The sequence below is a fragment of the Nocardiopsis sp. MG754419 genome (assembly GCF_018207095.1).
In the GTDB taxonomy this organism is placed as follows: Bacteria; Actinomycetota; Actinomycetes; order Streptosporangiales; family Streptosporangiaceae; genus Nocardiopsis.
Map to the genome: position 1 here is coordinate 1 of NZ_QOCZ01000124.1, position 25239 is coordinate 25239.

Consider the following 25239-nt stretch of genomic DNA (forward strand, 5'->3'; position numbering starts at 1 on the left):
CCGCCCCGCCCCGAACACCCGTCGCCGCACGTCCGCGCCCGGTGGCGTGTAGGCTCGGGGAAGGTCAATCGGCCCACCCCCACACACGCCCCCGTGCCCCCGGAAGATTCCTGGTCACGGTGCTGCGGCGTGCCATGGGTCGGGGAGTTGCGAGGAGAGGGTGCTGTGAAGAAGGTCGAGCCCCAGGTCCGCCTGGTCGCACGTCCGCAGGTGGACTACGACGCCATCACCGACTACCTCGAGGAGGTCGGTGGCCAGGCGTGGATCGAGCGGTTCGACCGGGGTGATCTCGACGCCCACCTCAACGACCCCCAGAACCTCGCCGAGTTCGCGGGGCGCCTGTGCTACAGGTCCTGGGAGCCGGGTCTGAACCCCAACGTCACCCGGGTGCGCAAGGACCAGGACCAGTACCTGGGCAACATCCTGGCGAGCCTGCACGGTTCGGTCCTGGAGCACATCAGCTTCAGCTTCGTGCTGCACAACGTCTCGCGCGTGCTCACGCACGAACTCATCCGACACCGTCCGGGTGTGGCGGTCTCCCAGGAGTCACTGCGCTTCGTGCGCCTGACCGACCTGCCGTTCTGGTTCCCCGACTGGGCCGAGGACGACCCGGAGCTGATGGAGCGCGCCACCGCGATGCTCCGCCAGATGGAGGAGTTCCAGTTCTGGATGGCCGAGCACTTCGGTCTGGACGACGAGGGCGTCAAGTTCGCGGAGAAGAAGCACAAGACCTCCTTCATGCGCCGCTTCGCCCCTGAGGGCGTGGGCACCGGCCTGGTGTGGACCGCCAACGTGCGCACCCTGCGCCACACCCTGGAGGCGCGCACCGCCCCGGGTGCCGAGGAGGAGATCCGCCTGCTGTTCAACCTCATCGGCGAGACCCTGAAGGAGGAGGCCCCCGCGCTGTTCGGCGACTACGACGTCGAGGACGGCGCCTGGGTGCCCCGCTGGCGCAAGGTCTGACCCTGGCGCCGTGAGCACGCCCGACCGAACCGAACACCGGAGCGCCCGCCCTGATTCGGGGCGGGCGCTCCGTTCATCCGTCGAGCACCTGGAGTTCTCAGCCGCTCCTCCACATCACTGAGTACTCGGACGGAGTCCGCGGCGCTTGGAACCCCTTCGGCGACGCCGACATGCTCGACTGCGCCCACCTGCTCGCCGAGGCCACCCGTGCCCGATCGGACGAACAGCTTTCCGACGCCTTCCGCACCGCCGCGCACGGCGCCGCCGCTCTGGTGGACCTGTCCCGCGCGGATTTCGGGGCGAGGGCGCCCGCCGACTTCCTCCTGCTGGAAGTGGAGTGCCCTTCCCAGGTGGTGGTGGATCCGCCACCGCGCTGTGGTCCGGTCCGGCCGGGTGGTCGCCGAGGAAGGCGTCCTGGTCTTGAACCCTCGAACGAGCGCCGCGATGCCCGCTCCGAAAACCCCGAGGGGCGGGAACCGGGCACCATCGTGTCGCTCTGGCCCGGAAGCGGGCCGGCGACCGGGGCGAGCCGGTGCGGAACCGTCAGGGGCCCGGGTGCGGCTGCGGCGGCCCCTGCCTCAGGTGGCGGTCCACCGCGCTCAGGAAGCCGGTGCAGAGGGACTTGCCCTCGCCCCAGTCGTACAGGCCGAAGATCATGGCGGTCCTGACCCTCACCCGGGTCCCCTCGGGGACGGGTGAGATCTGTACCCGGACGGTCTGACCCCAGGACAGGAACGTGACACCCGTGCGGAAGTCCAGGGTGCCGCTGTACTGGTCGTATCTGGGGGATGTGCCCTTGAGGGCCCACGTCCCGGCCGGCAGGGCCTGCCAGACCGCCGTCGGCGGTGCTGGAAAGACATGAGAAAGGTCCGCCATGCCTGCTCCGATTTCTTTTGTCGGGCCGTAGGGATCGCTCAGCATAACCACCTCGACGTGCGCGAGCAGGCCGCGGGGCGTGCACCGCTATCGTGAGAGCTCTTTCCAAGCCGGCTTCCCCCACCCGGAGCGCTTCCGGGCCTACACGCGAGGTCCGTACAGCAGAGGTGCGATGAAGGGCCCTCGACACACGAAACACCGTCGTCCACGGCGTCCCGCGGCCCTCTCGGTCACGGCCGCCCTCGCCTTGGGCGCCGTAGCGATCACCGCGGCGACCCTTGCCCCCCGCTCCCCGGAAGGGAAGCCGACGTCCAAGCCGCCGGTGAGCCCACCGCCGCCGCATGCGGTTCCGGCACCTACCACGCCGAGGCCCTCCAGGACGGTTCCACCTCGACCGCCCGCGTCAGCGACCAGGTCGTTCACGAGGGCGACGACACCCTCCCCGCGTTGCGCGCCGCCGCCGCCGTCGACGACGTGTTCGTCCCCCTCGGGAGCGGAACGGTCCGGGGCCCGAGCGACATCCGGATCGCCGCCCGTGACGAGTTCGCCACCACCTTCGACATCGCGCTGTCCAACCTCACCGTGATCGCCGGCGTCATCAACGAACAACCGTGCGCGGAGCACACCCGGGAGGTCGACGTGGTGTGGAAGGGCGCCCGAGACGGCACCTGTTGATCCCGGAGCCCGCCGATCCCGTGAAGGTCAAGGGAACCCCCGGTCCCGACCAATGATTCCCGGACCGCACCAATAGCCGGCGCGCATTCGGTGCGAAATCGCATAAGTCCTGGTAGGAGCATCCGTAGCGGATTCCGGTGCGGGTAGGAGGCGGGCGTGATCGGAAGGCGCACACACCCCGCCTCCCGCGGACCAGGAAGGGGCTGCTCAGTGACCAGCGAACTCGTACCGGAGAACCTCGTCGGGCATCAGGTGCTCGACTCCGAGGGGAACAACGTCGGGAAGATCAAACAGGTCTTTCTGGATGACCGGACCGGGGAACCCAGTTGGGTTTCGATCCACACCGGACTGTTCGGTATGCGGGAGACCTTGGTGCCGCTCCAGGGGGCCCACCCGAAGGAGGAGGACGTCCAGATCCCCTACGACAAGGCGACGGTCAAGGACGCCCCGCACGTGGACGCCGAACGGCACGTCTCACCCGAGGACGAGGCGATCGTGCGCGACTACTTCGCCCGCCACGGTGGTGTGCCCCGTCAGGCCGGGGGAGAGGCCGACCGCGCGTCGGCTCCCACGCCCACGGGCGCTCCGGCCGACACCGACCCGGAGATGACGGGTGCGGGCGGCCGTGGGGAAGCGGCCGCGGACACGGACCTGGACGCGCCGACGGGCGGGCGCTACGACGCTCCCGACATGACGGTCGGAGGGACCGGCGCCGCGTGGGACGAACCGATCCCCATGGGCCAGGCCGACATGGCGAGCACGGACAGGGCGGCGGCGGGCACGGGGTCGGACGGCACCGACGCGCTCGCTGCGGAGCCCTGGGCCGAAGGCGGTGACACGGGCGCCGCGGTGGGCCGTGCGCCCAGGGACGAACGTCTCGGCGGTCCGGTCGAGGCGGAGGACGAGGAGATCTCGGTCATCCGGCACGAGGAACGGGTGGACATCGGGGTCGAGCGCCACGAGAGCGGGCACGCGCGGATGCGCCGGATCGTCGAGACCGAGCACTTCGACGAGACCGTCCCTCTGCACCACGACGAGCTCGAGGTGGAGCGTCGACCGATCACCGACCCCTCCGAGGTCACCGACGACGGGGTCATGGAGGACGGCGAGCAGGTCTTCACGCTCTACGAGGAGCGCCCGGTGGTCTCCAAGAGGAGCGTGCCGGTGGAGCAGGTCCACGTCCGCAAGCGCGACGTCACCCGCGAGGAACACGTGGAGGGCGAGCTGCGCAGGGAACGGATCGAGTTCGAGGGGGACGACGGCGAACCGACCTCCGCCTGACCGGAGACGACGCCCCGCGCCGGGTGTCCGTGGGCATCCGGCGCGTCGCCGGATTCCGGGACCGCGTTCCGGAGTGGCGAAAGGAATCCGAAAGCCTCGTGCACTAGGTTCTGCGAACGAGAGGTGCCGTGGACGGACGGCACCTCCGGGTCACCCTCTCCCCCGGGCCGCCACCCGGGAGGGGACGTGCCATGCGGACGGTGGCCGGTGGAGAGCGCCGGCCACCGTCGCGGCACCCACCTCGCGAGCGAGGTGCGTGTGACCGGGACATCAGGCGGTGGCCGACCGCCGCGCCCCGCACCCTCGCGCGCGAGGACATCGAGGAACACACCCGCCGATCCGGCGCTCGGTCGGCGGCTTCCCATCGCCGCGTCCGTAGTCGTTCCGGGTCGGCCCCGGGGCGGCGCCGCCCCGGTCGTGCAGGGTGTGTCCTCCCAGGTCGAGACCGGGCATGAGCTTAGGCTCGCAGGGTCGGCCACCGACGGGAGCAGGGGGAGCGCGATGACCGAGGACGTGAGCGGGGAGATCACCCGGGAAGAGGTCACCGGCGAGGAGACGGGCCCGAGCGAGGCACGGGCACCCGAGCCGCGCGGACGCCACGCGGAGGCCGGCCGAGGTCACACGATCGTCGTCGGTGCGGGCATGGCCGGTCTGGCCGCCGCCGACCAGCTCGCCGAACGCGGGGAGCGCGTGACCGTGGTGGAGGCCCGGGACCGCGTCGGCGGTCGCGTCCACTCGGTGCGCGACTGGGACGGCGTGACCCTGGACGTGGGCGCCTCCTGGATGCGCGGCGAGGAGAACAACCCGCTCTCGCGACTGGTCCGGGAGATGGGCGTGCGCACGGCCACCTTCAACCGCGCCTCGGAGACCGCCTACGACCCGAAGGGGCGCCGCCTCCTCTTCGACCGGCATCGCCGCAACATGGAGGACGTCAACCTCCTCCAGGAGCACATGTACTGGACGACGGTCGGTCCCGGCACCGAGGAATCCATGGAGGAGGGCATCGACCACGCCCTCTACGACGTCAACCTGGTCCGGGCGCGGGCCCGCGACGCCAAGGAGATCGTCCACCGCGTCGCCGAGGCCGACCACGGCGCCTCCGCAGAGGAGATCGCCTTCGCGGCGGTGGCCGCCACCCACGAGTTCAGCGGCGACGACGTCGTCTTCCCGGACGGGATGGGGCGGATCACCGACCACCTGGCCCGCGGCCTGGACCTGCGGTTGGAGCACGTCGTGCTGAGCGTGGGCCACGACGATCAGGGCGCCCGCGTGCGCGTCGACACCCCTGACGGCGAGGAGACCCTCACCGCCGACCGGGTCCTGGTCACCCTGCCGCTGGGTGTGCTGCGCTCCGGACAGGTGGAGTTCGACCCGCCCCTGCCGGGCTACAAGAGGGAGTCGCTGGCGCAGCTGGGCAACGGCCGTCTGGAGAAGCTGTTCCTGCGCTTCGACGACGTCTTCTGGGGTGACGCCGAGGTGATCGTGCACCTGGGCACGGAAGAGGGCACCTGGTTCCACTGGTACGCCATGCAGAACGTGTTCGGGGCGCCCGTGCTGGTCTGTCGCAACGGCGGTGGCGCGGCGCGCTTCCTGTCCGACATGGAGGACGGGGACGTGGTCGAGCACGCCATGGCCTCGCTGCGCGGCATGTTCAAGAAGGCGCCGGACCCGGTCGACCACTACCTGACGCACTGGATGGACGACCCCTTCGCGCGGGGAGGGTTCTCCTTCACCGCGGTCGGCTCCGGCGACGGCGACCGCACGGCCCTGGCCGACCCGATCGGCGATCGGGTGTTCTTCGCGGGGGAGGCCACCGAGGTCGAGCACAGCGCCACGGTGCACGGTGCGATGCTGTCGGGTCTGCGGGAGGCCGAGCGCATCCTCGCCCTGGGCTGACACCGCCCACGGCCTGCCGCGCCCGTCCGGGACGGTGGCCGATGGTGGCCGGCGTCATGATTGTTCTTCGGGGGCCGCGGGTAGTCGCGGGGAAGGGGCCCGCTGCGGATCTTCACGCAGGTGAGGCGGCCGGGCCCGCGACGACGTCACCGAACCTGGACAGGAGGAACGCGCGATGGGTGAAAAGAGCGGTGTCGAGGGTCTGCAGACGATCCTGGGCCGGGTGTCGTTCCCCGCCGACAAGGACGAGATCATCTCCCGAGCGAGGTCATCGGGCGCCGACGACGGTCTCCTCGGAGCACTGAGGGCGATGCCGCCGGTCGTCTACGAGCGGCCCGACGAGGTACTGCGGTCGGTACCGGTGGACGAGTCCGGTACCGACGCCCGGGACGAGTCCCGGCGCGCGCAACAGCGCCGACACCACACCAAGCCCGGTCTGGCCGAGACCATGAAGGAGACCGAACCGGTGAACCCCATCGAGGAGGAGACCGGCGAGAACCGCAAGGGTTGAGGGAGACCGAGATCATCCGGACCGACGGGGAGGCCGCGGCGCGGCCCTCCGGCCGGTCGGAAACCGTACACGGTACGCTTTGCGGGCGATCGTTCCGGCGGGTCACGGGAGCACGAAGGGGCGCGCGGCGGCGCCGGAGGACGGTCCCGCCCGATATCGTGGTCGCCATGGGGCGATCGGCGGAAGAAGGCAGACACGAGGCGGGGGGCAGCGTGGCCGGCCCGGTGGTCAGTGACCGCATCTGGACGGTTCCCAACCTGTTGAGCATGCTCCGGTTGTTGGGCGTCCCGCTTTTCCTGTGGCTCGTCCTCGGTCCGCAGGCCGACTGGTGGGCCCTGCTCGTGCTCGCCCTGGCCGGACTCAGCGACTGGCTGGACGGCAAGATCGCCCGGGCGTGGAACCAGACCTCCAAGCTGGGGCAGTTCCTCGACCCCGCCGCGGACCGTCTCTACATCTTCGCGGCCCTGTTGGGTCTGGTCATCCGGGGCATCGTGCCGTGGTGGCTCATGGCCATCCTGGTCCTGCGGGACGTCCTCATCCTCGGTGCCCTGCCGCTGCTGCGTCACTTCGGCTACGGGCCGCTGCCGGTGAACTTCGCCGGCAAGGCCGCCACATTGTGCCTGCTGTACTCGTTCCCGTTGCTGTTCATCGCCGAATACGCCTCCATCGTGGGAGATGTGGCGAGAATTATTGGTTGGGCCTTCGCCCTGTGGGGAACGGCTCTCTACTGGTGGGCCGGATTGCTCTACGCCGCTCAGGGACTACACCTGATGGATCAGTCCCGCCGCGCCGCACGCGCTGATCACGTGGACGTTCACCGAGCAGATCCGGACAGCGACGGACGGCACGGCACGCTCACGGGTCGACCCGATCCGACCACCCCGGCGACCGTCGACGGCAACCCCGGCGCGGCGCCCGACGGCCCGGACGTACCGGGCCGCGAGGACCAGGGCGGGGCCGGGCCCTGATCCGTGACACCCGGCGGGCCGGCTCACCAGAGTCCTGTCGGATCGAAAGGGAGTGTCGTCTCCGTCATGAGAACATGTCCCACCGCGCGCAACGGCGCGCGCTCCGAAGCACACCTGATCCCCGCCGCCCCTGACGGCACGGCTCTACGGGGGGACCGGCGATGACCGCGCCCAACGAAGAGCCCACGAACGCCGCACCCCCGATGAAGGCCGTCGTGATGGCGGGCGGTGAGGGCACCCGCCTTCGCCCCATGACCGCCAACCAACCCAAACCGCTCCTGCCGGTGGTCAACAAGCCCATCATGGAGCACGTCCTGCGCCTTCTGCGCAAGCACGGCTTCGGTGAGACCGTCGTCACCGTCCAGTTCCTGGCCACGCTCATCCGCAACTACTTCGGTGACGGCGAGGAGCTCGGCATGAAGCTCCACTACGTCGCCGAGGAGGTTCCCCTCGGGACCGCGGGCAGCGTCAAGAACGCCGAGGAGCACCTACGCGGAGAGCCGTTCATCGTCATCTCCGGCGACGCCCTCACCGACATCGACCTCACCGACATGGTCCGCTTCCACCGGGAACGCGGCGCCAAGGTCACCATCGCCCTCAAGCGCGTCCCCAACCCGCTCGAGTTCGGCATCATCATCGTCGACGACCAGGGCCGCATCCAGCGCTTCCTGGAGAAGCCCACCTGGGGCCAGGTCTTCTCCGACACCGTCAACACCGGCATCTACATCATGGAACCGGAGGTGCTGGAACGGGTCGCCGCCGGAGAGGTGGTGGACTGGTCCGGCGACGTCTTCCCCGAACTCCTCGCCGAGGGCGAGCCCCTGTACGGCTACGTCGCCGACGGCTACTGGGAGGACGTGGGCACCCACGAGAGCTACCTCAGCGCCCAGGCCGACGTCCTCTCGGGCAAGGTCGACGTCGAGATCGACGGTTTCGAGGTCTCGCCGGGCGTGTGGGTCGGCGAGGGCTCCGAGGTGAGCTCCGAGGCGGTCCTCAAGGGTCCGCTCTTCATCGGTGACTACGCCAAGGTCGAGGCCGGCGCCGAACTCCGCGAGTACACCGTGGTCGGCAGCAACGCCGTGGTGCGCGCGGAGGCCTTCGCGCACCGCACGGTGCTGCACGACAACGTTTTCATCGGCCGCGGCGCGAACCTGCGCGGCACCGTGATCGGGAAGAACACCGACGTCATGGCGGCCGCCCGGATCGAGGAGGGCGCGGTCGTCGGCGAGGACTGCGTCATCGAGCCCGAGGCCTACCTGCACAACGACGTCAAGGTCTATCCGTTCAAGACCATCGAGGCCGGCGCGGTGGTCAGCTCCAACGTGGTCTGGGAGTCGCGGGGCCAACGGTCGCTGTTCGGCCCCCGGGGCGTCTCCGGCCTGATCAACGTCGAGATCACGCCGGAACTGGCGGTCCGCCTGGCCAACGCCTACGCCACCACCCTCAAGAAGGGTGCGATGGTCACGACCTCCCGTGACGTGTCGCGCGCCGCGCGTACGCTCAAGCGCGCCATCATCAGCGCACTCACCGCCGCCGCCATCGAGGTGCGCGACCTCGAGGTGGTGCCGTTGCCGGTGGCACGTTTCCACACGTCCCAGAGCGGGATCAGTGGCGGTATCACCGTGCGCACCAGCCCGGGGGACCCCGAGTCGGTGGACATCATCTTCCTGGACGGCGAGGGCGCCGACCTGTCGCCGGGCGCCCAGCGCAAACTCGACCGGGTCTTCTCCCGCGCCGAGTACCGTCGCGCCTTCCCGGGGGAGATCGGCGAACTCACCTTCCCCGCGCGCAACGTGGAGAACTACTCCCACGACCTCCTGCGGGCCGTGGACACCTCCGGGGTGGCCGAGGCGGAGCTGAAGGTGGTCGTGGACTGCGCGGGCGGGACGGGTTCGCTCATCCTGCCCTCGTTGCTCGGTCGCATCGGTGTGGACGTGCTCACCGTCAACAACCGGTTGGATGAGGCCTCGCCCACCGACACCGTCGCCAAGAAGATGCGCGACCTGGAGCGTCTCGGTGAACTGGTCTCGGGTTCCGGCGCCGACTTCGGTGTGCGCTTCGACCCCGTCGCCGAGCGGCTCTCCATCGTCGACGAGAACGGTGAGCTGATCGACGGCGACCGCGCGCTGCTGGTGGTGCTGGACCTGGTCACCGCCGAACGCGGTGGCGGCAGGGTGGCGTTGCCGGTGACCACCACCCGGGTGGCCGAGCGGGTGGCCGCGGCGCACGGAGCCGAGGTGCACTGGACGGCCACCGCCACGCACGAGCTCACCGCGGCCGTCCGGGCCGAGGGCGACGCGATCATCCTCGGCGGTGACGGTCGGGGCGGGTTCGTCATCCCCGAGTTCAGCCCGACCGGCGACGGCATCGCCGCGTTCGTGCGACTGCTCGGTCTGGTGGCGCGGACGCGCCGCCCGATCGGTGAGATCGACCGGGCGATCCCTCAGGCGCACCTGCTGCGCCGTTCGGTGCCCACCCCCTGGGCGGTCAAGGGCAGCGTCATGCGCGCGGTCGTGGAGGCCGCGGGGGACCGGGAACTGGACACCACCGATGGTGTCCGCGTGATCGAGTCCGACGGCAGTTGGGCGTTGGTCCTGCCGGACACGGCGGAAGCGGTCACCCATCTTTGGGCCGAAGGTCCCGATTCGGACAGGGCTCAAGGGTTGTTGGACGAATGGGCCTCGGTCGTCGAACGGGCCGAGGGCTAGTCGCCGGGTGCGGGGGCATGGGCGGCGGGTCCGCCCGCGCCCCCGCGCCCGCGGGCGTCCGACCGTGCCCGGCGGCGCTCCCCATGCGTCGACGATGCGGATAAAATAGACAAAAGGCCAGGTCGGTCCAGGGGTGGCGCGTTCGTGGAAATCCACCTCGCATTCGACAGAACCAATCGTCCGACTCCGGCATCTGTCCCAGGACAGGAGTCGATCTCTTCCGAGGTTCGTCATGCGTGTGGTGGGAGGCCGGGTGCCGACCTCACCGAACCCGTCGCAGGCCCCGGCCGCGAGGGCGTCCACGGCGGGCCGAGGGGGAGCGAAACCCTGTCTGGACAGGGATATGGTTTAAAGTCGAGTGTTCCCTGAAGCGCCGCGTCACCACCCGCACCGGGGATCCCGGCAACGGCGGACACCCGTCGGGGTGACAAGGAGTACAACATGGGGGATGAGACCTAGCGACCGACCGTGTGGGACGACCCGCCGCCGCGACGGCGGAACGCCCCTCCGTGTTCCGGGCGATGGGCGGGCACCGTGTCCGCCCCGCACCCGGGACGCGCCACCGATCAGCCGAATCAAGCGCCGCCCCGTGCGGTAGGAGGCCGAGCCGACCTATGTCGAGCGTTTACTGCACGCAGTGCGGTCACGCCGTTGCGGATGATGCCCGTTTCTGCTCCCACTGTGGAACCCCCATCCGCAGGGCCGACCAGCAGAGCCCACGGCCCAACGCCGGCGGGGACTCCGGGGGAGACGTCACCTCGACCATCTCCATCTCCGGCATCCAGGCACTGGAAGAAGAGGAGTCGGGTGACGATCTCGGCGGTGACGACCCCGCCAGCGCCGACGCGTTGCCACCCGGCACCGCGCTGCTCGTGGTCCGGCGTGGCCCCAACGCCGGGAGCCGCTTCCTTCTGGACAGCGACGTGACCACCGCCGGGCGCCACCCCAACAGCGACATCTTCCTCGACGACGTCACCGTCTCCCGGCGCCACGTGGAGTTCTTCCGCCGTGGTAACGGGTTCGGCGTCCGTGACGTCGGAAGCCTCAACGGCACCTACGTCAACCGGGAACCGGTGGACGAGGCCGAGTTGGGCGGCGGGGACGAGATCCAGATCGGCAAGTTCCGCATGGTCCTGCTGACCAAGCCGCGCCGATGACGGATCGCTGACCACGGTCGACGGGGGTGGGAGGGTTCGAGAGGTTTGCGGCCCCCCACCTCCGGACAGCTTTGTAACGAAGGGTGCCGATTTCGCCCTCGGGTCCTGATCCAACGGGGGAGCAGGGACGAGCGCCCAAGCCGGCATGACGACTCGTGGGACGGAGACGCTGTGAAGCACATGGAGGTCGTCGGCGTCCGGGTTGAGATGCCCTCGAACCAACCGATTGTCCTGCTCAAGGAATCCGAGGGTGACCGCTACCTGCCGATCTGGATCGGCGGAGTGGAGGCCACCGCGATAGCGCTGGCCCAGCAGGGGGTCGCGCCCGCCCGACCGCTCACCCACGACCTGTTCCGGGATGTGCTCGACGCCTTGGACACCGGGTTGGAGACGGTCAAGATCACCGGGCTGAGCGACGGTATCTTCTACGCCGAACTGGTCTTCAGCAACGGTGTGGAGGTCAGCGCCCGCCCCTCGGACTCCATCGCCCTCGCCCTGCGGACCGGAACCCCGATCTACGCGGACGAGGACGTGATCGAGGAGGCGGGGATGCCCATACCCGACGAGCAGGAGGACCAGGTCGAGGCGTTCCGGGAGTTCCTGGACAACATCTCGCCCGAGGACTTCGGCCGACGCAGCACCTGAACGGCGGGTGGGACGGGGTCCGCGCGCCGCGCGTGGGCCCCTTCTCTCGCGCCTGGCGCGAGGCCGTGCGCTCAGGCGTGGAACACGTGTGTGACCTGCGGGTTCGTTGCCACGGTCAGTGATAGATTGAGAACAGGACATGCTCGCCGCGATCACCACCGACAAGGACCGATCGCCTCGGGGCGTCGGACGTGCCGGTGGATCGGAGTCGTCACCGCGCGTACTTGGCGACGCGCCGAGCGACCTCGTTGACGCTTCCTCGGCGCCGCCTTACCGTCGTTGCTGTGGGACCCGCGGCAGGCCCATTCCCTGAATGGACTCTCCCCTGTCGACGCCGCCGCGGGACGAGAAGCCGGAGGTCGGCGTGGCGGTAGCGAGCGGCAAGCGGGATCCCCAGGACAGGCGGTCGGCGCTGCGGCTGGCGGGGCAGCAGGGCCTACTGTGCGAAGAGGACGTGGTGGCGCTGCCTAAGGACGTCGGGTATCGGGGCCCAGCGGCGTGCACGGCTGCGGGGATCACCTATCGACAGCTCGATTACTGGGCCAGAACGGGCCTGGTGGAGCCGAGCGTGCGCACAGGGGCCCACAACGCCCCCCTGTACAGTCTTCCGGACATCCTGATGCTCAAGGTGGCCAAGCGGCTCCTGGACACCGGGATCTCCCTGCAGCAGATCCGCACGGCCGTCGACCACCTCCGTGGTCGGCCCGCCGGGGAATTGGCCAGCATCACGCTCATGAGCGACGGTGTGAGCGTCTACGAGTGCACCTCCCCCGAGGAGGTCGTCGACCTCATACAGCGCGGCCAGGGCATGTTCGGGCTCGCGCTGGCGAACGTGGCCCGCGAGCTCGAGGAGGCGCTCGGAGTGGTTGCGCCCGAGGACCGTTCAGACATGCCGGCCGCCGATCCCCGGCCCGTCGACGAGCTGGCCCGGCGGCGACGGGAACGTCGCACCGGCTGAAGCGGCTCCCGCTCTCCCGGTCGGTGTCGCGGGCGCCTCAGCGGGGCGTGCGACCGGTACGCCCCTCGCGCGCGCACGCGCGTGAGCTCGCCCGGCTCCTACCGAGGCCGCGGTGCGTGCCTTCCCGGGCGGTGGCGGGTCCGGTGCGATCCTCCGAAAGACGGCGACGAACGTGTGCCCTGGCTCGGTGATCCGGGCCCGGATCGAGTACGGTCGTAGTCACAACAGGGAGGAAAACCGACATTCTCCCTGCTTGGATCCATGTACAGAGCGTCAGCAGGCTGTCGATACCGCGCGGGAGAGACCTCGGCAACGGGGCGCCGACGGGGCAATACTCCCCAGTAACCTCTCAGGCACCACGGACCGCGCGGAGGAGGCCGCTCTGAAGCCTGGGCACCGTCGTGCCCGGTGACAGAGGGGGAGACCGTGAGGAACACCGCCGATCGCATCGGCCCTGTCACCAGGAGGTCTCCGTGACTGACCCGTCGAACGTCCCCACCACGGGAGCACCCGCCCGGGTCTTCGCCGACCGGCATATCGGCCCCACGCCATCCGAGACGGCGGAGATGCTCAAGACCGTCGGGTACGGCTCCACCGCCGACCTCATGACGGCCGCCGTGCCCGCGTCCATTCTCACCGGACCCGGCCGGAGCGCTCCGCTCGCCCTCCCGGAGGCGATCGGGGAGGCCGAGGCCCTGGCGGAACTGCGGGCACTGGCCGGTCGCAACCGGCCGCACACCTCCCTCATCGGTCTGGGCTACTACGACACGCTCACCCCGCCGGTCATCCTGCGCAACATCCTGGAGAACCCGGCCTGGTACACCGCGTACACGCCCTACCAGCCGGAGATCTCCCAGGGGCGCCTGGAGGCCCTCCTCAACTTCCAGACCATGGTCTCGGACCTGACCGGTCTGCCCGTCTCCGGCGCCTCGCTGCTGGACGAGGCGACCGCCGCCGCCGAGGCGATGACCCTGGCCCGTCGGGCCTCCAAGGTCAAGAGCGACGTCTTCGTCGTCGACTCCGACGTCTTCCCGCAGACCCTGCAGGTGCTGCGCACCCGCGCCGAACCCCTCGGGATCGAGGTCGTCGTCGCCGACCTGGCCCAGGGGCTGCCCGAGGGCGAGACCTTCGGTGTCCTGGTGCAGTACCCGGCCTCCAGCGGCGTGGTCCGCGACCCGGGCACCGTCATCGCCCAGGCCCACGAGCGCGGAGCCCTGGCCGTCGTGGCCGCCGACATCCTCGCCCTGACGCTGCTGCGCAGCCCCGGTGAGCTCGGTGCCGACATCGCCGTGGGTTCCACCCAGCGTTTCGGTGTGCCGCTCGGCTTCGGCGGCCCGCACGCCGGTTACATGTCCGTGGGCGAGAAGCTGCGCCGTCAGCTGCCCGGCCGCCTGGTCGGCGTCTCCGTCGACAACGTCGGCAAGCCCGCGTACCGTCTGGCCCTGCAGACCCGCGAACAGCACATCCGTCGCGAGAAGGCCACGAGCAACATCTGCACCGCCCAGGTGCTCCTGGCCATCATGGCGGGCATGTACGCCGTCTACCACGGCCCCGACGGCCTGCGCGCGATCGCGCGTCAGGTGCACACCCGCACCGTCGCGCTGGCCGACGCCCTCACCCGGCGCGGCTTCGAGGTCGTGCACACCGACTTCTTCGACACCCTGCGCGTCCGGGTCCCGAGCGCAGACCGTGTCGTGGAGCGCGCCCTGGAGTCCGGGGTCAACCTGCTCGCCGTCGACCAGCGCACCGTCGGTCTGAGCCTGGACGAGACCACCACCGTCGACGCACTCGGAACGGTCGTGGCCGCCTTCGGCGAGGCCGACCGCGGCGCCGAGCGCGGCCCCGTGTCCGTGGACGGGAACGCCGACCGGCTGCCCGCGGACCTGGCGCGCGGCGTCGACTACCTCACCCACCAGGTCTTCAACACCCACCGGAGCGAGACGTCGCTGCTGCGGTACATGCGCCGCCTGTCCGACCGCGACCTGGCCCTGGACCGCACGATGATCCCGCTGGGTTCGTGCACCATGAAGCTCAACGCCACGGCCGAGATGGAGTCCATCACCTGGCCGGAGTTCGCCGGGCTGCACCCGTTCGCGCCGCTGGACCAGGCCTCCGGCAGCGTGGCGCTCATTCGGGACCTGGAGTCCTGGTTGGCCGAGGTCACCGGCTACGACGCGGTGTCCCTGCAGCCCAACGCCGGTTCCCAGGGTGAGCTCGCCGGTCTGCTCGCCATCCGCGGCTACCACCGTTCGCGCGGGGAGGCCCACCGCGACGTCTGCCTGATCCCCAGCTCGGCGCACGGCACCAACGCCGCCAGCGCCGTCATGGCGGGCATGCGCGTGTCCGTGGTGGCCTGCGACGACGACGGCAACGTCGACCTGGACGACCTGCGCGCCAAGACCGAGAAGCACCGCGGGGAGTTGGCGGCCATCATGGTCACCTACCCCTCGACCGCGGGCGTGTACGAGGACACCATCACCGAGGTGTGCCGTCTGGTCCACGAGGCCGGCGGTCAGGTCTACGTCGACGGGGCCAACCTCAACGCGCTGGTGGGCTGGGCCAAGCCGGGCGAGTTCGGCGCCGACGTGAGCCACCTCAACCTGCACAAGACCTTCTGCATCCCGCACGGCGGCGGTGGCCCGGGCGTGGGCCCGGTCGCGGTCCGCTCGCACCTGTCCGGCTTCCTGCCCAACCACCCGGGTCAGCCCGAGGCGGGCCCGCACACCGGTGTGGGTCCGGTCTCGGCGGCGCCGTTCGGTTCGGCGGGCATCCTGCCGATCTCCTGGGCGTACGTGCGGATGATGGGGGAGCGGGGGCTGCGTTCGGCCACCGAGACCGCGGTCCTGTCGGCCAACTACGTCGCCAAGCGCCTGGAGCCGTACTACCCGGTCCTGTACACCGGTGCCGGTGGACTGGTCGCCCACGAGTGCATCATCGACATCCGTCCCCTGCAGAAGGCCACGGGGATCAGCAACGAGGACGTCGCCAAGCGCCTGATGGACTACGGTTTCCACGCGCCGACCATGTCCTTCCCGGTCAACGGCACGTTCATGGTCGAGCCGACCGAGAGCGAGAACCTCGCGGAGCTGGAGCGGTTCATCCAGGCCATGATCGCCATCCGCGGCGAGATCGACCGGGTCGCCAAGGGGGAGTGGGACCCCGAGGACAACCCCTTGAGGGGTGCTCCGCACACCGCCGAGGCGCTCACGGCCGACACCTGGGAGCGGGGCTACACCCGCGCCGAGGCCGCCTACCCGCTGCCGTCGCTGCGCCAGGACAAGTACTGGCCGCCGGTCGGCCGGATCGACCAGGCCTTCGGTGACCGCAACCTGGTCTGCTCCTGCCCGCCGCCGGAGGCCTTCGAGATCTAGGAGAGCCCGCAACGGCCCCTCCGGACGCCCACGACACGGCCTGTCGTGGGCGTCCGGCGCTTCCGGCTGGTCCGGCGGCCCTCCCGGTGCTCCGGACCCGGTGACGGCGCACCGGCGCACCGTCACCGGGGCCGACGAACGGTGTCCCGCGGGTCGTCCCGGTTCTCCGATCGCACGGCCCCGATGCGACCCTGAGAAATCTACAACGTAAAGGCGCTGCTTCCGATGGTCCCGGTCACGACACCCGGTACCAGGGAGGCGGTCCCGGAGCGGACCGGCACGTTAGAGTTGCGGCGAGCCGTTCACCCGCGCCTCCCACCGCGCGGCCCTCGCCCCCACGGAAAGCGTCACACCATGACCACGACGTCCGGATCCGCCGCACGCTCCGGGCCCGCCGACCCCCCGCCCCGGGCCACCGCGATGTGCGACCAGGCCCGGGACCTGGCCGAGAACGGTCACCTCAAGCGCGCCGCCAAGCTCTACCAGCAGGCGGTGGCCGCCAATCCGCACCCCCGGGTCCAGGCCCGCGCCCTGCTCGGCCTGGCCGTGGTCCAGGACCGCCGCGGCGACCTGGCCGCCGCTCGGGAGGCCGCCCGTCGGGCTCTGGCCACCGGAGACACCCGCTACGCACCCCGCGCCGCCTACCACCTGGCGCTCTCCCTGGAGCAGGAGGAGGCCCATGGGGAGGCCGCGCGTGTGTGGTGGCAGTTGGCGGACCTGGGCGGACCCGCCTACGTCGCGGTGGCCCGGTACGGCCTGGCCCGGGAGGCGGAGCTGCGAGGAGAGCCCACCGAGGCCGAGGAGCACTGGGAGGCCGCGCTGCACCTGCCGCCCGAGGACGAACCGATGGGGCGCCTGCACGCCACCACCGTGCAGGACGCCGCCCGGGACCTGGCCGGACGTCTTCTGCGGCGCGGGCAGGTCGAGGCCGCGGCGGTCGCGATCGAACGGGGGCTGGCCGTCGGTGACGACCCCGGTCTGCGTCTGCTGCGGTCCGCCGCCCATCTGGAACGCGCCATCGCCGACGTCGCGTCGGTGGCCGACCCCGGTCCGGTCGACGAGGAGAGCGTACGCCCCGAGCCGCACACCACGGGGGCCGCGGTCGAACTCCTCGCCGGTCTGTTGGCGCTGCGCGGCGAGCCCGACGAGGCCGCCCGAGCCTGGCGCGCCGCTCTGGAGGGCGGTGACGCCGCCACCGTCGAGGAGGTGCGATGGCGGTTGCGGCGTTCCTTCGCGGAGCCTAGGGGCGAGAACGGCGAGGAGGTGCCGGCGCCCTGGTGGGAGTGGTACCTGGAGGAGGCGGTGGCGACCTCCAGCGCGCCCGCGCTGGCGGGAGAGCTCTTCGCGGTCATCACTCAGATGCACGCCCTGCTGGCGGTACCGGTCGTGGAGGGCGAGGCGCGTCCGGCGGCGCTGCGCGCCGTCATGGAGCAGACGCTGCGCACGCCGAGCGAACTGGTGTGGGGCCAGGACGTGCACGCGGACTTTCGGCGGCGGCTCGCCGAGGCGATGGGGGAGGACGTGCTCCCCGAGGGGTGGCCGGAGGGCACCTGAACCTCCCGCGCACACGTCACCGCCCGGGACGGCAGGGTTCCCGGGCGGAGAGGTCGGTTCGGTCGCGTGGTCGCGTCGCGGTCGGCGGAACCGTTCGGGTGCCGGAGGTCTCCGGCGTTGGTACGGGTCCTCGGACCCGCGGCCCGGCGGTGCGCCGCGGTGGACGGATCAGGCGGCGGCGCGGGGGCGGTGCGGGGCGACGACCGCCCCGTCGGGGAGGAGCTCACCGGTGTCGTCGAACAGGACGACGCCGTTGCAGAGCAGGCTCCAGCCCTGTTCGGGGTGGCTGGAGACGACCCGCGCCGCTTCGCGGTCGGTGTCCTCTGCGGAGGGACAGGAAGGTTCATGGCTGCACATGGGCTGGACCCTTTCGGTCGTGTAGCGGAGTGAGGCCAACAATAGTGGCTGACATCACATGCTGCCCTCGGTTTAGGCCGAAGAAAAAGGGCCGTTCTGCCGATGTCCGCCTTCACCAGGTGCGATCCCCGTTCCGTGCGAACGGTTCTTCATGATCCACTTCGGGCGTGTCCCGATGCGGACACGCCCGACAGCGCTCAGTAACCGCCTCGAGTGCGTCGTGCGGCCGGACGGCTGCGCATCCCGGCGCCCGCCAGGCCGCCGCGCTGGAAGGCCCGGACGAGTTCACCGCCGAGGTTGACGCCGGCGCCCAGCGCCAGGGCCACCACGATGGCCTCGGCGAGGCTGAGCATGCCCTCCAACGGCGAGCCCTGGGTGATCTCGATCAGCCCCCGGTAGAGGATGCTTCCCGGCAGAAGCGGGGCGATCGAGGGGATCAGGTACGGCAGTACCGGTCGACGGGTGTGCCGGGCCATCCAGTGACCGACCACACCCACGGCCACCGCGCCCACCAAGGTGCCCACCACCGGGGGGACCTCCAGCAGGGACCGCAGCCCCGCGTAGATCACCCAGATCATGACCCCCATGGCGCCGATGGTCGGCAGCATCTTCGGCGGTACGGCCAGCGAGATGGCGAAGGCCATGGCGATCCCCGCCGCGCCCACCAACACCGGGAATTCCAGGGAGGTTCCGGCCGAGGGCAGGTTCTCCAGTTCCATGCCCGTACCCAGACGCATCGCGGTGTAGGCCACCGCGCCGACCCCGGAGACGATCGCGCCCAGGATGAAGAAGGTCTCCAACAGACGTGCCGCGGCCGAGACGTAACTTCCGCTGATGCCGTCCTGCACGGTGGCGACCAGCGGACGACCGGGCAACAGCGCCATGATGTTGCCCGTGATGATGGCGCCCGCCTGGAGCCCCAGTTCCATGGTGGTGCTCACCCACAACAGGCCCACACCGATGGACGCCGCCACCGTCGCCGCCGCGGCCATCTGGTAGAACTCCGCCACACCGCGCTTGGCGAGCATCACCGAGGTGCGATCGCCCAGCACGGTGGCCAGGAACGCCACGGTCGCCACGATCACGCCGCCGCCCACCATGAGGCTGGCGCTGGAGGCGATGAGACCGAAGCCCACCGCGATCATCCAGTTCGGGTAGGGCATGGGGTCCCGGCGGATCTGTTCCAGACGTGCCCCGGCGTCCTCCAGTTCGAGCAACCCCAGAGCGGCCTTCTGGACCAGCTTGTGCAGCTCGTTGACGCGGTAGTAGTCCAGGGTGCGGCGGCGCACCACCCGCTCACCCGTCACCGGGGGACTGTCACCGCCCGGGTGTGTCGACAGCGAGATGCTGGTGAAGGTGACCGACACCTCCGAACGCGGAAGGTCGAAGGCGACCGACAGGCTCAGCATGGCCTCGCTGACCGCCTCGGTGCCCTCCCCGCTGGCCAGCATGAGCTCGCCCACGCGCAGGATCAGGTTGATCGCCCGCGCGTCGGGAAGTACGACGTCCTCGTCGTCGAGACTGTCCGGGGTCAGATCGCTCTCGTGCTCGGCGCGCCAGTCGCGCATCCGGCTGAGCATGATCTCCTCGCTCGGCGGCCCCGACCGCCCCCGCTTGCTCGGCATGACTGTGCTCCGTCTCCCCCTCCTCGTCCGGTCCCGTGCCGGACCGCTGCCATGGCCACTAAGGGGACGCCGCACCCCGGTGCGGGGTTCGCCGTCCCGGCCCGGACGGTCACGGTGAGTTCGATCACCGAGGCCATCCTGCCAACGCGTGTCGCCGCCCCCGGCGGTCGACGCGCCGTCACCCGTGTGTGTCGGGCGGGTTCTCACCTGGCGTGACCAGGCCGTTCTCGTAGGCGTACACGACGGCCTGGACGCGGTCGCGCAGCCCGAGCTTGGTGAGGATGCTGCCCATGTGCGACTTGATCGTCGTCTCGCCCAGGACGAGGTGGCCGGCGATCTCGGCGTTGGACCAGCCACGGGCGACCAGCCCCAGGACCTCGTGTTCGCGGCCGGTGAGGGGGTCGTCGTCACGTTCGGGAGCGGGTTCGCTCGTGGGCAGCAGGGGGACGAACCGGTCCAGCAGGCGGCGCAGCACGGTGGGGGAGACCACGGAGGATCCGTCGGCGACCAGGTCGATGGCGGCCACCAGTTCGCCGGGCGGCACGTCCTTGAGCAGGAACCCGGAAGCACCGGCGCGCAGAGCCTCCACAGCGTATTCGTCCAGGTCGAAGGTGGTCAGGGCCAGGACCCGAACGGCGTGCCCGAGCGGGTGGGCCCAGTCCACGATCTCCCGGGTGGCCTGCACGCCGTCGACGCCGGGCATGCGGATGTCCATGAGGACGACGTCGGGGAGCAGACCGCGGACGGCCTGGGAGGCCTCGCGACCGTCGGAGGCCTCGCCCACCACCGACAGGTGGGGGACGGACTCCAGGATCATGCGGAAGCCGGCGCGGACGAGGGGCTGGTCGTCGACCAGGAGTACTGAGACGGGCACGCGCCCGATTCTGCCCTATGCGCGAGGTCCTGTGGTCGGATCACGCCGTGGGCAGCGGGGGCGGGGTGCCGCCGAACTCGGGGCACAGGGCCTGGTGTTCGCACCAACCGCACAGTTTGCTGGGGCGTGGGTCCCAGCGCCCGGCCCGTCCGGCGGCCTCGATGCGGGCCCAGATGTCCCCGATCTCGGCCTCGGCCGCGGCGAGTTCCTCCTCGGTGGGGTCGTACCAGCGCACCGAGCCGTCGCCGAGGTAGATGAGTTGCAGCCGGGCGGGGACCACGCCCAGGTCGCGCCAGATCATGACGGCGTAGAAGAAGATCTGGAACTTGGCCTTGTCCTCGAAACGGGGGTGGGGCGACTTGCCGGTCTTGTAGTCGACGACGCGGATCCGGCCGTTGGGTGCGACGTCGAGACGGTCGACGTAGCCGCGCAGGCGCAGCCCGGTGGGCAGGGACACCTCCAGGCGCATCTCGCGCTCGCGCGGTTCGAGGTGGGTGGGGTTCTCCAGGTCGAAGTAGCGCTTGACCAGGCCGCGCGCCGATTCGAGCCAGTCGTCGAGGCCTTCGTCGCCGGGGAAGAGGTGCTCGGCGACGTCGGGCTTCTTGTCGCGGATCCGTGTCCACTGGGGATCGACGAGGCTGAGCGCGGTACGGGTGGTGCGGGTGTCGGCGGGCAGTTCGTAGAGGCGCTCCAGGCAGGCGTGGACCAGGGTGCCGCGCAGGGCCGCCGCGCTGGGCGCCTCGGGGAGGCGGTCGATGGCGCGGAAGCGGAACAGCAGCGGGCACTGGAGGAAGTCGGAGGCTCGCGAGGGCGATAGGGCGCTCGGCAGCAACGGCACGATGGTCATACCTCGCAGCCTATGAGAGCGCGGCCTCGGTGGGGTCATAGTGTGGAACACGTGAACAACGGCAGTGATTCGTCCGCGACCCGGCCCGCCTCGCGTTCCCGGAAGCCGGGGTTACTGCTCGGCCGCCCCTTCGGTGTTCCGGTCTACGTCACGTCCTCGTGGTGGATCGTGGCGGTGCTGATCACCCTCGTCTACGGGGGCATCGTCCAGTCGCGGTTGGCGTTGGGACCGTCGGCGTACCTGCTGGCGTTCGTCTTCGCGGTCCTGCTGTACGCGTCGGTCCTGGTCCACGAGTTGGCGCACTCGGTGGTGGCGCGTTGGTACGGCCTGCCGGTCCGGCGGATCGTGCTGTACGTGCTGGGCGGGGTGTCGGAGATCGATCGGGAGGCGCCCACCCCCGGCCGGGAGTTCTGGATCGCCTTCTCCGGTCCGCTGTTGTCCCTGGTGTTGGCGGGGCTCGCGTTCACGGCCGCGCTGTTCACCGACCCTTTCGGCATCCCCGGTGAACTGCTGTTCCAGTTGTGGATCGCCAACCTGTTGGTGGGGGTGTTCAACCTGCTGCCCGGGTTGCCGCTGGACGGTGGCCGGTTGTTGCGGGCGGGTGTGTGGAAGCTGACGGGTCGGCCCTACACGGGCAGTGTGGTGGCGGCCTGGGGTGGCCGGGTGCTGGCGCTGGTCGTGGTGGCGTTGCCGTTCCTCTTCGCGTGGGGCGCGGGTTCCACCCCCGGCCCGTGGGCCGTCGTGTGGGGCCTGGTGCTGGCCGGGTTCATGTGGATGGGCGCCTCCGAGGCGCTGAACAACGCGCGGGTGCGCTCCCGGGTGCCCGGCCTGCGCGCGCGGGAACTGGCGCGCCCGGCGGTGCTGGTGCCCGCGGACCTGCCGTTGGCCCAGGTGGACCAACGGCTCCATGAGGCGGGCGCCGACGCCGTGGTGGTGACCGACACCCAGGGCACGCCCCTGTCGGTGATGCATCCCGCCGCGGCCGAGGCGATCTCCGGTCCCCGGCGGGCCTGGGTCCCGGTCTCGGACGTGTCCCGGGCGCTGACACGGCACTCCTCGGTGTCCGCGGCCTTGGAGGGGGAGGAGCTCCTGGCCGCGCTCACCGGCCATCCGTTGCCGGAGTACCTGGTGGTGTCCGAGGACGGAGGGGTGTTCGGGGTGTTGCGGGCCTCCGACGTCAACGCGGCGATGGCCGGCCGCGAGCGCGCCTAGGTGTACTGACCTGAGAGGTCGTGCCCCGCGGGGACGCCGCGGCGTTCCGCCCCGTGTCCGCGTGCTGGAGAGGGAAGAGCCTTCGGCGCCCGCTCCGAGCGGACTCGTTCCTCGCGATCCCACCCCTGTTCGCTGCGTGTGTGCCATGAGCGTGGTCCGCCGGTATCCGAACGTGGGAACACCCCCCAGGGGGGCCGACGATCGGGCACCGTGGTCCGCGCCTTCCCGGACCAAGGGCGGGGCGGACCTCGGGAGGGTGCTCAGCGTCGGACGCCCTGGGGCCACAGGACCGTGACGGGACGGTCGAGGGCGCGGGCGTAGGCGACCACGTCGCCGGTGCCGCCGGGGCCACGGGCGGGGCGGCCGTCCCAGACGGCCACGATCCGGTTGCTCTGCTCGACGAGGAGACGTCCGGCCGCCATGTGGGACCCGGGGTCGGAGACGGCGTGGGGGAGTTCGTGGACCTGGACCGCCTGGGACAGGAGCCGGTCGTAGAGCGGGTGGTGGGCCGCCGGCAGGGCCGAACGGTAACCGGCGGCGGGGATGACGGCCTCCAGGGAGGCCCCGGCCTCCAGTACGGCCTCGGCGAAGACGGAGTCGGCCCCGTCGGCCAGGCAGGACAGGCCCACCATGGCGTGTCCGTAGGGTTCCAGGTGGGTCCTGACCCGTTCGGCGACGTGGTCGCTCACCTCAGGGGTCAGATTGCGGTGTCCGGTGATACCGATGCGGATCACATGACCTCCCTGCTTGTTCGCTTTCGCCGGATATCTACCCGCTCGGGATGCCGGAAACGAGGTCGGCGAGCCGGGTGTCGAGTTCCGTGACACAGTCGGCGTCCGGGCCGCGGTAGCGCCTGCGGAAGGAACGGACGCGGCCCACGACGCGTTCGGAGGCGAAGCGCGCCCCGGTGGCGAGTGCCTCCTGGGCCAGACGGAAGGCCTCGTCGACGTCGCCGGCCTCGGCGTGCGCCGAGGCCAGCTCGACCTTGATCAGGGCGGACTGCTTGACGTTGCGGGAAGGTGGGGCGACCGCCTCGGCGAAGGCGGCGCGTGCCGCGTGCGGGCTGCGCAGGCGCACACCGACCAGAGCGCGGTAGCCGGCGACCTTGGCCTCGTCGAAGACGAACACCCAGGGCCACGGCGGGTGGGCGTTGTCGGGGCCGTTGACGTCCCGTTCGGCGCGGCGCAGGGCCCCGGCGGCGGCGGTTCCGTCGCCGATGTAGGCGTGGGCGAGGGCGCCGATGCAGGCCAACCAGGCGCGGGCGGTGGGGTGGGAGTCCCGGCCCAGGACGTGTTCGGCCTCCTGCACGAGTCCGAGGCCGAGTTCGGGGTCCTCGGCGGTCTCGATCTCGAAGGCGGCCAGCGATCCGAGCATGTAGACGTCGAGCAGGCGCATACCGGCCTGGCGGGCGCGGATGACCGCGGTGCGGTAGTGCATGCGGGCCGAACCCATGTCCCCGAGGTCGGCGTTGAGCCAGGCGGCGAACCCGGAGGCCTCACTGGCGGCGGCGCTGAGTTCGGTGTGGAAGGGGGTCACGCGCGCGTTCGCGAGCATCTGCTCGGCCAGGTGCACATGCGCGACGGCGCCGGGCAACAGGTGCCGTGCGGGCGAGGTGGCGTCCATGCGCCGTTGGCCACCGGTGATGGCGCGCAGCGAGGACCCGGTGGACTCGTCGATGCCGTGGTGGACCTCCCAGCCCGCAGGGCCGTGGGTCGCCGACGCGAGGAGACCCCCCGTGGCGACCGTCCCGACCACGTCGCGGCGTCGGGTGAGGGTCGCCCCCGTGCGTTCGGTGCCCTCCGGCGCGACACCCCCGCCGAAGCGGATGAGGTGCAACGGGATGTCGAGTCGTCGCGCCAGGTCCTGCACCTGGCTGACGGTGAGTGACTGTTGTCCGTTGACGACCCGGGAGACCCAGCTCTGTGAGTAGGTGAGTTCACGGGCGAGGTCGCCCTGGGACCAACCGCGTGCGGTGCGCACGCCTTCGATGACCGTCGACATGTCGCAGGTGGCCAGTGCGTCGGCCATCAGCGGTCGGGTCCACAGGTCCTGGGGTAGGCCGTCGGCTTGGGGCATGAGCCCAGGTTAGGGATTCCTGCTGGACTTGGTGGCTATGTGTGAAAAAGAAGGTGTGATGCGTGATCCGCATAGTGGTCATGTCGGGCCTCGGGCATGCGGCAGAGTGAAACCGTCGTCGGCCCGACGGCATCCGCCGGCGGGCCTGTAAGGGAGGGAGAACACGTGACCGTGGAGACGTCGCCGGCGGAGCGACCGGGGCCGTCGGGCGCCGAGGGCCCCGCGACCCTGGCACTGCGGGGGATGGCCGCCGAGCTGCGTTCACGTGGGATCGAGGCCTGGGAGGACGGGGTGTGCGGCATGGTGCACGCCGGACCCGCCGCCCACGCGCAGCGGGCGGTGTTGCGCCCCCACCGCGGTGACCTGTGGTGGTGGATGCGGCGCCCGATCCAGGACGGGACCCCCGTGGTCCTGCCCGGGGTCCCGCTCTCCCCGGCCTCACGGACCTCCGACGCCGCCCACCGGATCGTGGGCGTCCTGTCGGCCGCCGAAATCGGCTGACACAGAGAACACACGTGGACGCGATCCACGTGGATGGACGGGTCGTGCCGCGGTACGGCCCCGGGTGTGGGGCGGAGTTCGGGTGGCGGCCCGAACCCAGTCTCCCTCTGCGCGGGCTCCGGACCCGCCCGACACCCGAATCCGCCCCGGAGCGTGAGCCGGGGCGGGCGCCTCCACCCCCGGG

General features: G+C 70.9%; 21 protein-coding genes and 1 riboswitch. Of the genes, 14 read left to right on the top strand and 7 right to left on the bottom strand.

Features of this window, described 5'->3' with window-relative positions; genetic code table 11:
- Nucleotides 1–165: 165 nt before the first annotated feature.
- Entirely contained in the window at nt 166–963 is a 798-nt protein-coding gene (thyX, locus tag DSY14_RS20665) for an FAD-dependent thymidylate synthase (protein ID WP_211718257.1), read from the top strand.
- 543 nt (nt 964–1506) lie between these two features.
- On the opposite strand, the gene DSY14_RS20670 is transcribed toward thyX, so the two are convergent.
- Nucleotides 1507–1839, bottom strand: coding sequence for a hypothetical protein (locus tag DSY14_RS20670; RefSeq protein WP_211718258.1), 333 nt, complete (start codon nt 1837–1839; stop codon nt 1507–1509).
- Nucleotides 1840–2286: 447 nt separating this feature from the next.
- On the opposite strand from DSY14_RS20670, the gene DSY14_RS20675 reads away from it, so the two are divergent.
- The 11 genes from DSY14_RS20675 to DSY14_RS20725 all read left to right on the top strand — a co-directional run bounded on the left by DSY14_RS20675 (nt 2287) and on the right by DSY14_RS20725 (nt 17563).
- Nucleotides 2287–2514 carry a hypothetical protein gene (locus DSY14_RS20675; RefSeq protein WP_211718259.1) on the top strand — a complete coding sequence of 76 codons (228 nt, stop codon included), beginning with the start codon at nt 2287–2289 and terminating at the stop codon, nt 2512–2514.
- Between the two features lie 210 nt (nt 2515–2724).
- Complete coding sequence (locus DSY14_RS20680) at nt 2725–3795, top strand: PRC and DUF2382 domain-containing protein (RefSeq protein ID WP_211718260.1); 1071 nt, start codon at nt 2725–2727, stop codon at nt 3793–3795.
- A 501-nt stretch (nt 3796–4296) separates the two neighbouring features.
- The gene (locus tag DSY14_RS20685; protein ID WP_211718261.1) at nt 4297–5691 is read left to right on the top strand and encodes an NAD(P)/FAD-dependent oxidoreductase; all 1395 of its coding nucleotides are present in this window, start codon (nt 4297–4299) and stop codon (nt 5689–5691) included.
- A 175-nt stretch (nt 5692–5866) separates the two neighbouring features.
- A complete protein-coding gene (locus tag DSY14_RS20690) occupies nt 5867–6202 on the top strand; it encodes a DUF2795 domain-containing protein (RefSeq protein ID WP_211718262.1) in 336 nt (111 codons plus the stop codon).
- A 212-nt stretch (nt 6203–6414) separates the two neighbouring features.
- Nucleotides 6415–7170, top strand: a complete 756-nt coding sequence (locus DSY14_RS20695) for a CDP-alcohol phosphatidyltransferase family protein (RefSeq protein WP_211718274.1) — start codon at nt 6415–6417, stop codon at nt 7168–7170.
- Between the two features lie 203 nt (nt 7171–7373).
- The gene (locus DSY14_RS20700; protein WP_211718275.1) at nt 7374–9878 is read left to right on the top strand and encodes a mannose-1-phosphate guanyltransferase; all 2505 of its coding nucleotides are present in this window, start codon (nt 7374–7376) and stop codon (nt 9876–9878) included.
- Between the two features lie 614 nt (nt 9879–10492).
- On the top strand, nt 10493–11035 hold the full coding sequence (locus DSY14_RS20705; RefSeq protein WP_211718263.1) for an FHA domain-containing protein: 543 nt from the start codon (nt 10493–10495) through the stop codon (nt 11033–11035).
- A 171-nt stretch (nt 11036–11206) separates the two neighbouring features.
- The gene (locus tag DSY14_RS20710; protein WP_211718264.1) at nt 11207–11680 is read left to right on the top strand and encodes a bifunctional nuclease family protein; all 474 of its coding nucleotides are present in this window, start codon (nt 11207–11209) and stop codon (nt 11678–11680) included.
- Nucleotides 11681–12044: 364 nt separating this feature from the next.
- Nucleotides 12045–12638, top strand: a complete 594-nt coding sequence (locus DSY14_RS20715) for a MerR family transcriptional regulator (RefSeq protein WP_307851287.1) — start codon at nt 12045–12047, stop codon at nt 12636–12638.
- Nucleotides 12639–12923: 285 nt separating this feature from the next.
- Nucleotides 12924–13014: riboswitch (glycine riboswitch) on the top strand.
- Between the two features lie 97 nt (nt 13015–13111).
- Nucleotides 13112–16009, top strand: a complete 2898-nt coding sequence (gene gcvP, locus DSY14_RS20720) for an aminomethyl-transferring glycine dehydrogenase (protein WP_211718266.1) — start codon at nt 13112–13114, stop codon at nt 16007–16009.
- A gap of 354 nt (nt 16010–16363) precedes the next feature.
- On the top strand, nt 16364–17563 hold the full coding sequence (locus DSY14_RS20725) for a lipopolysaccharide assembly protein LapB (RefSeq protein WP_211718267.1): 1200 nt from the start codon (nt 16364–16366) through the stop codon (nt 17561–17563).
- 168 nt (nt 17564–17731) lie between these two features.
- On the opposite strand, the gene DSY14_RS20730 is transcribed toward DSY14_RS20725, so the two are convergent.
- The 4 genes from DSY14_RS20730 to DSY14_RS20745 form a co-directional block, all read right to left on the bottom strand.
- Nucleotides 17732–17920, bottom strand: coding sequence for a DUF5999 family protein (locus DSY14_RS20730; RefSeq protein ID WP_211718268.1), 189 nt, complete (start codon nt 17918–17920; stop codon nt 17732–17734).
- 197 nt (nt 17921–18117) lie between these two features.
- Nucleotides 18118–19545, bottom strand: a complete 1428-nt coding sequence (locus tag DSY14_RS20735; protein WP_249188195.1) for a threonine/serine exporter ThrE family protein — start codon at nt 19543–19545, stop codon at nt 18118–18120.
- Between the two features lie 178 nt (nt 19546–19723).
- On the bottom strand, nt 19724–20419 hold the full coding sequence (locus DSY14_RS20740; RefSeq protein ID WP_211718269.1) for a response regulator transcription factor: 696 nt from the start codon (nt 20417–20419) through the stop codon (nt 19724–19726).
- 40 nt (nt 20420–20459) lie between these two features.
- Nucleotides 20460–21266: a RecB family exonuclease gene (locus tag DSY14_RS20745; protein ID WP_211718270.1), complete on the bottom strand. Its 807-nt coding sequence runs from the start codon at nt 21264–21266 to the stop codon at nt 20460–20462.
- A 51-nt stretch (nt 21267–21317) separates the two neighbouring features.
- Here DSY14_RS20745 and DSY14_RS20750 point away from each other — a divergent pair, with 51 nt between their 5' ends.
- Nucleotides 21318–22478 (top strand): site-2 protease family protein, encoded by a 1161-nt coding sequence (locus DSY14_RS20750; RefSeq protein ID WP_307851286.1) that lies wholly within the window; start codon nt 21318–21320, stop codon nt 22476–22478.
- A 260-nt stretch (nt 22479–22738) separates the two neighbouring features.
- Here DSY14_RS20750 and DSY14_RS20755 read toward each other — a convergent pair whose 3' ends face one another.
- Entirely contained in the window at nt 22739–23212 is a 474-nt protein-coding gene (locus DSY14_RS20755; RefSeq protein WP_211718272.1) for a hypothetical protein, read from the bottom strand.
- A 34-nt stretch (nt 23213–23246) separates the two neighbouring features.
- Nucleotides 23247–24506 (bottom strand): helix-turn-helix transcriptional regulator, encoded by a 1260-nt coding sequence (locus DSY14_RS20760; RefSeq protein WP_211718277.1) that lies wholly within the window; start codon nt 24504–24506, stop codon nt 23247–23249.
- A 213-nt stretch (nt 24507–24719) separates the two neighbouring features.
- Here DSY14_RS20760 and DSY14_RS28880 point away from each other — a divergent pair, with 213 nt between their 5' ends.
- Complete coding sequence (locus tag DSY14_RS28880; RefSeq protein WP_374224032.1) at nt 24720–25055, top strand: hypothetical protein; 336 nt, start codon at nt 24720–24722, stop codon at nt 25053–25055.
- The last annotated feature ends 184 nt before the right edge of the window (nt 25056–25239 follow it).

Bases quoted from the DNA above. Each gene is read 5' to 3' on its own strand.
- DSY14_RS20670 (WP_211718258.1), bottom strand. From the start codon at position 1,839: ATGGCGGACCTTTCTCATGTCTTTCCAGCACCGCCGACGGCGGTCTGG.
- DSY14_RS20685 (WP_211718261.1), top strand. From the start codon at position 4,297: ATGACCGAGGACGTGAGCGGGGAGATCACCCGGGAAGAGGTCACCGGC.
- DSY14_RS20690 (WP_211718262.1), top strand. From the start codon at position 5,867: ATGGGTGAAAAGAGCGGTGTCGAGGGTCTGCAGACGATCCTGGGCCGG.
- DSY14_RS20700 (WP_211718275.1), top strand. From the start codon at position 7,374: ATGAAGGCCGTCGTGATGGCGGGCGGTGAGGGCACCCGCCTTCGCCCC.
- DSY14_RS20705 (WP_211718263.1), top strand. From the start codon at position 10,493: ATGTCGAGCGTTTACTGCACGCAGTGCGGTCACGCCGTTGCGGATGAT.
- DSY14_RS20725 (WP_211718267.1), top strand. From the start codon at position 16,364: ATGACCACGACGTCCGGATCCGCCGCACGCTCCGGGCCCGCCGACCCC.
- DSY14_RS20730 (WP_211718268.1), bottom strand. From the start codon at position 17,920: ATGTGCAGCCATGAACCTTCCTGTCCCTCCGCAGAGGACACCGACCGC.
- DSY14_RS20735 (WP_249188195.1), bottom strand. From the start codon at position 19,545: ATGCCGAGCAAGCGGGGGCGGTCGGGGCCGCCGAGCGAGGAGATCATG.
- DSY14_RS20745 (WP_211718270.1), bottom strand. From the start codon at position 21,266: ATGACCATCGTGCCGTTGCTGCCGAGCGCCCTATCGCCCTCGCGAGCC.
- DSY14_RS20760 (WP_211718277.1), bottom strand. From the start codon at position 24,506: ATGGCCGACGCACTGGCCACCTGCGACATGTCGACGGTCATCGAAGGC.